Genomic DNA, 7,216 nt, shown 5'->3' with positions numbered 1-7,216 from the left:
GCCGAGCGTGGCGCGCGCCGCCTTGACGCGGGCAGCGGCCGACGCGAGCGTCGGGCTCGCCTTCGCGGCCTGCTCCTCGAGCGCATCCAGCTTCGCATCGCCGAAGGTCGCCCACCAGGCGCCACGCTGCTGCGCCTCGGACGGCGCGGCGGCCTTCCAGCCGCTCTCGACGGCCGTCATCTCCTTGTAGGCCGACGGCACGCCCACATCGGGCTGCGGCACCGTCGGGGCCAGCGAGCAACCCGCCAGCACCAGCGCCGTCACCAGCGCGGAAGTCTTGAACAAAGTGTGTGTCATGGTCTTGTCGTTGCTCAGGTCGTCGCCTCGTGCGCCACCGGCGCCGCGGCAGCGCCGGAGCGCCCTTCGATCGCCACCGCGAGCTTGCGCAGCAGCACGTAGAACAACGGGGTCAGGAACAGGCCGAACAGCGTCACGCCTAGCATGCCGGCGAACACCGCGACGCCCATCGCATGGCGCATTTCCGAACCGGCACCCGACGAGAACACCAGCGGCAGCACGCCCATGATGAACGCGATCGAGGTCATCAGGATCGGGCGCAGGCGCAGGTGGCAGGCTTCGAGCGCGGCCTCGACGATGCTCTTGCCCTGGTGCTCCAGGTCACGGGCGAACTCGACGATCAGGATCGCGTTCTTCGACGCCAGCCCCACCAGCACGAACAACGCGATCTGCGTGAAGATGTTGTTGTCGCCCTTGGTCAGGTAGACGCCCAGCAGCGCGCACAGGATCGACGCCGGCACGATCAGGATCACCGCCAGCGGCAGCGTCCAGCTCTCGTACTGCGCGGCCAGCACCAGGAACACCAGCAGCACGCACAGCGGGAACACGATCACCAGCGTGTTGCCGGCCAGGATCTCCTGGTACGTGAGGTCGGTCCACTCGAAGTTGATGCCGCGCGGCAGCGTCTCGGCCGCCAGCTTGGCCATGATGTCCTGCGCCTGCCCCGACGACACGCCCGGTGCCGGGCCGCCGTTGAAGTCGGCCGCCATGTACGAGTTGTAGCGCTCGACACGGTCGGGACCATAGGTGTTGCTGACGTTCACCAGGCTGCCCAGCGGCACCATCTCGTTCGCGGCGTTGCGCACCTTGAACTGCCCGATCGCCGAGGCGTCGGAGCGGAACGGCGCGTCGGCCTGCGCGATCACCTGGTAGGTGCGGCCGAACTTGTTGAAGTCGTTGATGTAGAGCGAACCGAGGTTGATCTGCATCGTGTCGAAGATGTCGGCCAGCGGCACGCCCAATTGCTTGGCCTTGGTGCGGTCGACGTCGGCCTTCAGCTGCGGCACGTTGATCTGGTAGCCCGAGAACACGCCCGCCAGCTGCGGCGTCTGCCAGGCCTTCATCTGCAGCGCCTGCACCGCCTGGTACAGCGCGTCGGGGCCGAGGTTGGCGCGGTCTTCGACGTACAGCTTGAAGCCGCCGATCGTGCCGAGGCCGTTCACCGGCGGCGGCGGGAACACCATGATGAAGGCGTCCTGGATCGCGCCGAGCCGCTTGTTGACCTCGGCCGCGATCGCGCCGCTGGACAGGGCGGCGCCCTTGCGCTTGTCGAAATCGTCGAGCGTGTAGAACACGATGCCGGAGTTCGGCGCGTTCATGAAGCCGTGGATCGACAGGCCCGGGAAGGCCACCGAGCTCTTGACGCCCGGCACCGATTGAGCGATCTCCGACATGCGGCGGATCACGCCTTCGGTGCGGTCGAGCGAGGCGGCGTCAGGCAGCTGGGCGAAGCCGACCAGGTACTGCTTGTCCTGGGCCGGCACGAACCCCGACGGCACGATGCGGAACATGAACACCGCGCCGACGATCAGCAGCACGTAGACCACGAGGGTCGCGCCCTTGTGCGCCAGCACGCGCTTGACGCCGCCGGTGTAGCCGTGCGATGAGCGGTCGAAGAAGCGGTTGAACACGCGGAAGAAGCCACCGAAGGCCCAGTCCATCGCACGCGCCAGCTTGTCCTTCGGGGCACCGTGCGGCTTCAGCAGCACGGCGGCCAGCGCCGGCGACAGCGTCAGCGAGTTGAAGGCCGAGATCACCGTGGAGATCGCGATGGTCAGCGCGAACTGGCGGTAGAACTGGCCGGTCAGCCCGGAGACGAACGCGATCGGCACGAACACCGCGCACAGCACCAGCGCGATCGCGATGATGGGCCCGGAGACCTCCTTCATCGCCTGGATGGTGGCGTCGCGCGGACTCAGCCCGTTGGCGATGTTGCGCTCGACGTTCTCGACCACCACGATCGCATCGTCGACCACGATGCCGATCGCGAGCACCAGCCCGAACAGCGACAGCGTGTTGATCGAGAAGCCGAAGCCCAGCAGCACCGCCATCGTGCCGATCACCGACACCGGCACGGCCAGCAGCGGGATCAGCGACGCGCGCCAGGTCTGCAGGAACACGATCACCACCAGCACCACCAGCGCGATCGCCTCGAGCAGCGTGTGGATCACGGCCGAGATCGAGTCGCGCACGAACTGCGTCGGGTCGTAGACGATGGCGTATTCGAGGTCCTGCGGGAAGTCCTTCTTCAGGTCTTCCATCAGCGCGCGCACGTCGGTCGAGATCTGCAGCGCGTTCGATTGCGGTGCTTCGAACAGGCCGAGCGCGACCGCCGGCTTGTTGTTCAGCAGCGAGCGCAGCGAGTAGGTGGAGGCACCCAGCTCGAGGCGGGCCACGTCGCGCAGGCGGATCACGCCGCCGCTGGCGGTGAGGCTGCCGGTCTTGATGATGATGTCGCCGAATTCCTCTTCGGTGCTCAGGCGGCCTTGCGTGTTGACCGACAGCTGGAACGGCGCGTCTTTCGCGGGCGAGGCGCCGACCACGCCGGCGGCCACCTGCACGTTCTGCTCGCGGATCGCGGCCACCACGTCGGGCGCAGTCAGGCCGCGCGCGGCGATCTTCTGCGGGTCGAGCCAGACGCGCATCGAGTAGTCGCCGGCGCCGAACACCTGCACCTGGCCCATGCCGGCCACGCGGGCCAGCCGGTCCTTGATGTTGAGCACCGCGTAGTTGCGCAGGTAGACCTCGTCGTAGCGCGAGTTCGGCGAGAGCAAGTGCACCACCATCGTGATGTTGGGCGAGCTCTTGACGGTGGTCACGCCGATCTGCCGCACTTCTTCGGGCAGGCGCGCCAAGGCACGCTGCACGCGGTTCTGCACCTGCGTTTCAGCCTGCTCGACGTTGGTGCCGACCTTGAAGGTGACGGTCAGGTTCATGCCGCCGTCGCCGGTGGCCTGCGAGGCCATGTACAGCATGTTCTCGGTGCCGTTGATGGCCTCTTCGAGAGGCGCGGCCACGGTCTGCGCGATCACGGTCGGGTTGGCACCCGGGAAGCGCGTGCTGACGACGACCGACGGCGGCACGACCTCGGGGTATTCCGAGATCGGCAGCCGGAAGATCGCGATCAACCCGGCGAGGAACAACAGGATGGACAACACGGCCGCGAAGATCGGCCTGTCCACGAAGAATTTTGAGAATCGCATGGGGTCTTTCGATCTGACTTTTTGTCTGGCCGATTACTGGCGAGCCGGGGCGCTGGCTGCCGTGTCGGCATTCATCGCGACGACTTCAGGGGCGACCGGCGAACCCGGGCGCACGCGCTGCAGGCCGTTGACGACGATGCGCTCGCCCGGCTTCAGCCCGGTGCGCGCGACGCGCAAGCCATCGACCAGCGGGCCGAGTTGCACGACGCGGTACTCGGCCTTGTTCTCGGCGTTGACGACGTAGACGTACTTGCGGTTCTGGTCGGTGCCGATCGCGGTGTCGTTGATCAGCAGCGCGGCCGGTGCGCCGATGTCGGCGCCGACCTGCACCCGCGCGAACAGCCCGGGGATCAGCGCGCCGTCCTTGTTCTCGAGCACCGCGCGCATGCGCACCGTGCCGGAGGCCGGGTCGACCCGGTTGTCGATGAAGTCGAGCCGGCCTTCGTGCGGGAAGCCGCTTTCGTTGGTCAGCCCGGTGCGCACCTTGACGCCCTTGCCGCCTTCGCGGGCGGCGCCGCCGATGCTCAGGAAGGTGGATTCGTCACCGTCGAAGCTCACGTAGACCGGGCTGATCGAGACCAGCGAGGTCAGCACGACGCTGCTGTCGATCAGGTTGCCGACGGTGACCTCGGCCTTGCCGATGCGGCCGGCGAACGGCGCCCGCACGACGGCGTATTCGAGGTTCAGCTTCGCGACCGCGAGCGCGGCCTGGTCGGCCTGCGCGCCGGCTTCGAGCTGGCGGGCGCTGGCGGCACGCTCGTCGAAATCGCGCTGGGCGATCGCGTTGTCGGCCATCAGGCGCTTCGAGCGCTCGAGCTCGGTGCGGCCGAGGTCGGCCTTGGCCTTCGAACTGGCGACCGCCGCTTCGAGCTTGGCCACCTCGGCCTGGTAGCTGCGCGGGTCGATCGCGAACAGCACGTCGCCCTTCTTGACCAGCGCGCCGGGCTTGAACTGCACCGCGTCGATGGTGCCGGGCACGCGGGCACGGATCTGCGCCGACTCGATGGCTTCGATGCGGCCGGAGAAATCCTGCTGCTCGACAACGTTGCGCGAGACGACGACGGCGACGCTAACCGGCGGCGCCGGCGGCGGCCCACCAGCCGTGGCGGCCATCGCTTCACCGCCGCGCGAGCAGCCGCTCAGCGACAACATGGCAGCCGACACGAGCGTCAACGCGACGGTCGAGAACATCAGGGAGGTGGGACGGAGGGTCATGGGGGTCATCCTGGACAGCGGAGCACGCGGCCCCACCGAAATAAAAGAGACAAATGGAAATAGTCGACAGTCACGGGAAATACCCCATGCTGCGTTGCACCATCAAATGTATTGGTCTGTGAATCAGTTATAAAGTAGCGTTTTGCGGAATGACTGTTCAGGAATCGGGACAATGGACACCATCAAAGCCATGCAAGCCTTCGTCGGCGTCGTCAACACCGGCGGTTTCACCAGTGCAGCGGTGCTGCTGAACATGCCGAAAGCGACGCTGTCGGCCAGCGTCGCCGAGCTGGAGGGCCACCTGAAGGTGCGGCTGCTGCACCGGACGACCCGCAAGGTGTCGGTGACGGCAGACGGCGCCGCCTATTACGAACGCTGCGTGCGCATCCTCGAGGATCTGCGTGACGCCGAGGAGTCATTCTCGTCCAGCCAGGCCTCGCCGCGCGGCAAGCTGCGGGTGGACGTGAGCACCGCGGTGGCGAGCCGGCTGCTGATCCCGCTGCTGCCGTCGTTCTTCGAGCGCTACCCCGACATCGAGCTGGAGCTGGGCTGCAGCGACCGGCCGCCGAACCTGCTGAGCGAGGGCATCGACTGCGCGCTGCGCGTCGGCGAGGTGTCGGACCCGTCCGTCGTGGTGCGCCGCGTCGGCACGATGAACCTGGTGACCTGCGCGACCACCGGCTACCTGGCGCGCCGCGGCCGCCCGCAGCACCCGCTGGATCTCAAGAAGCACACCTGCCTGAACTATTTCTCGCTGCGCACCGGCCAGGTGTTCGACTGGGACTTCGTGCGCAACGGCGAGCGCATCCTGCTGCCGGTGGACAGCCCGCTGACGCTGAACGACTCCAATGCGTACGTCGACGCCTGCCTGGCGGGGCTGGGCGTCGGCCGGCTGCCGACCTACATGTTCCGCCAGTACCCGAGCTGCGGCGTGCTGGAGCTGCTGATGTGCGACTGGCTGTCGGACGAGATCCCGTTCCACGTCGTGTACCCGTCGAACCGCCACCTGTCGTCGAAGGTGCGGGTGTTCGTCGACTGGGTGGCCGAGATCCTGGAGCACCACACCGGCATGAAGATGTGCCACGAGGCGCGGGCCGAGCGCGAGAAGAGCGCCATCAAGCTGCCCAACAAGACGGTGCAGCTGCTCGAAGCGCACGCGCATTGAGCAGCTCGTGAGAACGAATGTTGGGAACTGCGGCCACTTGAACGCGGGGAGCGTGACCCGGGGATTCAAGCGAAGGGCGCCGCAGCCGAAGATCAGGGCATGCAGCTTCCCTATGCCCTCACCCGTGCCGGCTGRCCTGCCGCCGCGCTGACCGCGTTCGCCGCGGTCGCCGGCGACCGGCTGATCGACACGCAGCAGCGCAAGTGGATCTTCCGGCCGCAGAAGCGCAACCGCTGGTCGCAGGCGCGCGCGCTGCGCCGGCTGACCGACATGCACGAGGTGTGGATCGGTTTCGACTCGGCGCTCAGCGGGCAGGCGGTGCGGCTGCACGGGCTGTGGCACCCGCACGACGATGCGCAGGCGCCGCTGCTGCTGTACCTGCACGGCGCGCAACACGAGGTGAGCTGCAGCGCCGAACGCCTGCGCCGGCTGCAGCGCATGGGCTTCTCGGTGCTGGCGGTCGACTACCGGGGCTTCGGCAAGAGCGGCGGCGAGCTGCCGTCGGAAGCCAGCGCCTATGAAGACGCCCGCGCCGCCTGGCAATGGCTCGCGGCCCGGCAGCCGGGCCATGCGCGCTACATCTTCGGCCACTCGCTGGGGGGCGCGATCGCGATCCACCTGGCGTCCGAGGTCGACGACGCGGCCGGTCTGATCATCGAGAGCAGTTTCACGTCGCTGTCCGACGTGGTCGCGAGCTTCAGCTTCGGCTGGTCGGCGGTGCGCCGCTTCATCACGCAGCGCTTCGATGCGGCCCAGAAGATCGGGGCGGTGCGCGCCCCGGTGCTGGTGGTGCATGGCGACGACGACCGGCTGATCCCGCACGCGCTGGGGCGGGCGCTGTTCGACGCGGCGGTGTCGGCCAAGCGCTTCGTGCTGGTGCCGGGGGGATCGCACCATGACACGCATGCGGTCGGCGAGGCGCCGATGCGGCAGGCACTGCTGGAGCTGTTCGGCATCGCGGCTTGAGGGTCAGAGCAGCCCGGTCGTCATCGCCTTCAGGGTGGCGGCGGCCCGGGTGCTGCATTCCAGCTTGCGGAAGATGTTCTCGAGGTGGGCCCGCACGGTGCTCGGGCTGATGCCGAGCGTGCGGGCCGCTTCCTTGTTGCTCTCGCCGAGGCTGATGCAGCGCAGCACCTCGACCTCGCGGCCGGTCAACAGGCCGGTGGGCTCGGCCGCACGCGGCGCCTCGGCCGCGCGCGATGCGCCGCCGAGCGCGGCCACCACCTCGGCATCGAACAGCCCGCGCTGCGCCTCGCGCTGCAGCTGCGCCTGGGCCTCGTCGAACGACAGCGCCGCGCGGCCCGGGCGGGCGGTCTGCAGCAGCACCGCGTGCGCC

Annotated in this window: 5 protein-coding genes and 1 pseudogene; 2 read left to right on the top strand and 4 right to left on the bottom strand. The window is 68.2% G+C overall.

Features of this window, described 5'->3' with window-relative positions; translation table 11 throughout:
- The 3 genes and pseudogenes from ACXJLU_RS32145 to ACXJLU_RS32135 all read right to left on the bottom strand — a co-directional run.
- Positions 1–297, bottom strand: a pseudogene (locus ACXJLU_RS32145) (RND transporter); the annotation flags it as partial.
- A 14-nt stretch (positions 298–311) separates the two neighbouring features.
- Positions 312–3,500 carry an efflux RND transporter permease subunit gene (locus ACXJLU_RS32140; protein WP_457337806.1) on the bottom strand — a complete coding sequence of 1,063 codons (3,189 nt, stop codon included), beginning with the start codon at positions 3,498–3,500 and terminating at the stop codon, positions 312–314.
- A gap of 33 nt (positions 3,501–3,533) precedes the next feature.
- Positions 3,534–4,715 (bottom strand): efflux RND transporter periplasmic adaptor subunit, encoded by a 1,182-nt coding sequence (locus ACXJLU_RS32135; protein ID WP_457337805.1) that lies wholly within the window; start codon positions 4,713–4,715, stop codon positions 3,534–3,536.
- Between the two features lie 172 nt (positions 4,716–4,887).
- Here ACXJLU_RS32135 and ACXJLU_RS32130 point away from each other — a divergent pair, with 172 nt between their 5' ends.
- The gene (locus ACXJLU_RS32130; RefSeq protein ID WP_457337804.1) at positions 4,888–5,880 is read left to right on the top strand and encodes a LysR family transcriptional regulator; all 993 of its coding nucleotides are present in this window, start codon (positions 4,888–4,890) and stop codon (positions 5,878–5,880) included.
- Between the two features lie 99 nt (positions 5,881–5,979).
- On the top strand, positions 5,980–6,846 hold the full coding sequence (locus tag ACXJLU_RS32125; RefSeq protein WP_457337803.1) for an alpha/beta hydrolase: 867 nt from the start codon (positions 5,980–5,982) through the stop codon (positions 6,844–6,846).
- 3 nt (positions 6,847–6,849) lie between these two features.
- Here the strand turns inward: ACXJLU_RS32125 and ACXJLU_RS32120 are convergent.
- Positions 6,850–7,216, bottom strand: a 367-nt coding sequence (locus ACXJLU_RS32120) for a response regulator transcription factor (RefSeq protein ID WP_457337802.1), incomplete at its 5' end; no start/stop codon positions are given.

The sequence above is a fragment of the Rhizobacter sp. P5_C2 genome, assembly GCF_054049715.1.
The sequence above is the reverse complement of the archived record's forward strand: the minus strand, read 5'-3'. Positions and strand labels throughout refer to the sequence as shown.

Excerpts from the sequence above, each read along its gene's own strand:
- ACXJLU_RS32140 (WP_457337806.1), bottom strand. The coding sequence starts at position 3,500 with ATGCGATTCTCAAAATTCTTCGTGGACAGGCCGATCTTCGCGGCCGTG.
- ACXJLU_RS32135 (WP_457337805.1), bottom strand. The coding sequence starts at position 4,715 with ATGACCCTCCGTCCCACCTCCCTGATGTTCTCGACCGTCGCGTTGACG.
- ACXJLU_RS32130 (WP_457337804.1), top strand. The coding sequence starts at position 4,888 with ATGGACACCATCAAAGCCATGCAAGCCTTCGTCGGCGTCGTCAACACC.